Annotated in this window: 2 protein-coding genes; one reads left to right on the top strand and one right to left on the bottom strand. The window is 38.4% G+C overall.

Annotation, left to right across the window (positions count from 1 at the left end; genetic code table 11):
* Positions 1-336 precede the first annotated feature (336 nt).
* Positions 337-486, top strand: coding sequence for a hypothetical protein (locus tag QT984_RS29645; protein ID WP_333058665.1), 150 nt, complete (start codon positions 337-339; stop codon positions 484-486).
* A gap of 152 nt (positions 487-638) precedes the next feature.
* Here QT984_RS29645 and QT984_RS29640 read toward each other — a convergent pair.
* Positions 639-1,528, bottom strand: a protein-coding gene (locus QT984_RS29640) for an IS630 family transposase (protein ID WP_333058666.1) whose coding sequence is annotated in 2 segments (ribosomal slippage) — positions 639-1,003 and positions 1,003-1,528 — 891 coding nt in all. Because the reading frame shifts where the segments join, the coding sequence is not laid out codon by codon here.
* Positions 1,529-1,607: the final 79 nt, after the last annotated feature.

The following is a 1,607-nucleotide window of genomic DNA, read 5'->3' as shown; positions in this document are numbered from 1 at the left end:
ATACATAAATATAATTGCACGGAAAAAATTAATTAGGATTGCTCTAGGTCTAGAAAATCATTTAGGATTGCTATATATACCATTTTATATACCATTTTGGTATGTATTACTGAAAAACTAGAGCTTGTTAATCGCTAAAACCTTTATCAGTCAAGGGATACGGAGAGGGTGGGATTTGAATTAGCGCTGAGTTCTCAATCGACGCTTTTACGTTGTTCTAGCCATTTTTTGTGCCTACTCTGAAAGTCCTGTTTTGGATTTGAGCGAATACCGAGCGACTTGCTGTACGCTGTCTACAGCAAGCAAAGTCGGCATTCTTATAGTAGGGAGCGAAAGATGAGCGAAAAGTCTAATCCAGTCACGGCAAGTACCACTGGAGACTACCTTGTTGGTTACGAGCGGATTCTGGACTACTTCAAACAAGCACAGAAGGAATGCCCCAAGGGCGTAGGACTAAAAAGAGACAGGAAAGCTAGCGGTGGCTAGATAAGTAGGTCGGCGGGAAAATCCATAAGTATGTAACAAAATATTAAGTCGGGTGACTGGACTTGAATTTAATACGTTGTGTAGGGTAATCTCCTCTTTTTCCTCTAACTTCTACTCCATGAATTACGGCGTAGGCGAGTTCTAATTCATCCTCAAACAAATGTCGCTGCTAATTCATCTTCTTTAATGTGTTGCCACTCTAATTCAATTGGGTTCATTTCGGAACAATATTTAGGCAAGAAAAAAATATATAAACCCTGAGCTTCCCACTTTGACCACAACTGTTTAACCTCCTGACATCGGTGTATTAGACCGTTGTCTTGTACAATAATTCTAATCCGTTTCATTTGGGCCGCTTCTTCTGCTTCTTTTTCCATCATCTGAATATAAGCTTTTCGATCAACACCTCCAATTACCAAACCATATACAAAGCTACTTAAAGGTTCAAAAAGCCCCACAATACTTAATCTACGACCTCGATTTTTAGTTTGCTGTATCCGTTTTTGTTGACTTTTTTGTAATATGTATAACTTGCTTTACTCCACGCACAAAATCCTGATTCATCTAAATATTTTAAGTCGATTTCTCCGGCTGCCGCTGCTAATTCCAGCATATCTAGGTCTGATTGCTTTATTGCTCGTTGTTTGGGGTCTTGTTTTCCTTTATGACTTGGACTAGCTCTTTTCCAAATGATCCCTTTTTTTTTTAGTACCCGTCTTAGTCGGTCGGGACTTAATTTAATAGAGCGCTCTTTTTCTAACTTATCAGCTAATTGAAAACTGTTATATGTACGTGGTTCTTTTTTTAAGCATTCTGACAAAAACTCTATATCTTCTTCTTTCCATTTGGCTTTTACCCCTCGACCTGGTTTTTTCCAAAGGCTTTCTATACCAAATTCTTCCCATTTATGTAAGACTGCTCTCACTGTTTGTGAAGCCCAGTTAAAGTGAGTAGCTATTTTCTCAACATACCAGCCATTTGCGTTTAACCTGATTACTTCTGCTCGATCTTTGACTTTTTGTGGTACTTTCGCCGTTCTCAGATTATAGTTATTTCAAATAAGTATGAGACACTCTTCATGCACAATAAGCACGAATAACTTCATCAAGAGATGTGTTAGG

The sequence above is a fragment of the Microcoleus sp. Z1_B2 genome, from assembly GCF_036700325.1.
Classification (GTDB): Bacteria; Cyanobacteriota; Cyanobacteriia; order Cyanobacteriales; family Microcoleaceae; genus Microcoleus.
Note: the sequence above shows the minus strand (reverse complement) of the source record. Positions and strands in the feature narration are given on the sequence as shown.